At 58.4% G+C, this 579-nt stretch carries 1 protein-coding gene; it reads right to left on the bottom strand.

Annotated features, from left to right (window positions below; translation table 11 throughout):
* Window positions 1–105: 105 nt before the first annotated feature.
* Window positions 106–579: hypothetical protein (locus tag THS27_RS27105; RefSeq protein WP_168185036.1), on the bottom strand; the 474-nt coding region annotated here is incomplete at its 5' end.

The following is a 579-nucleotide window of genomic DNA, read 5'->3' as shown; positions in this document are numbered from 1 at the left end:
TTTCGTCGGTGCTGATGAACTGCCACGCGGCCAGAAAGTATTTGGCCTGCACTGTGATGCGGCGTGTTTCCGGGTTTGGGTTGGTTTGTTTGTTGGTGATAGTGTTCATTTCGCTTTCTCCGGGGTTTTGTCATGTAAGGGCACGACTTTCTGCCCCTTGCTGCGGTTGCGCAGGTCCATGCGGGTTTGACCGTTCTGGAAGTCATTGTGTTCGAGAACCAGTTCGCGGCCATGGTCGCGCATGAAGCGGTCGGCGAAATCACGCGGGAATAGCCAGACGCCGGAATGCGGGCAGCGGCGCACCGAGGCGGGCGGGCGTGACTGCAAGGCACTGGCGCGCAACCGTGCCCCGATTTTGCGGTTTAAACCGCCGCGCTTTTTCTGGATCGCGCCATGTTCGATAAGCAATTCGCGCACGGAGACGTATTCGAGTGCTGCCACCCGTGATGATGTGCCCAACATCATGTCGCGGACCTGTTCGGCCAGTGTCAGAATGGCGGTGTCCTGTTCGCGGCGGCTGATTTCAAACCGGGCTTCCCATTGCGCCATGCGGCGTTCAATGGCGGTTACCTTTTTGAC

Source organism: Thalassospira sp. MCCC 1A01428 (genome assembly GCF_002115825.1).
GTDB lineage: Bacteria > Pseudomonadota > Alphaproteobacteria > Rhodospirillales > Thalassospiraceae > Thalassospira.
Note: the sequence above shows the minus strand (reverse complement) of the source record. Positions and strands in the feature narration are given on the sequence as shown.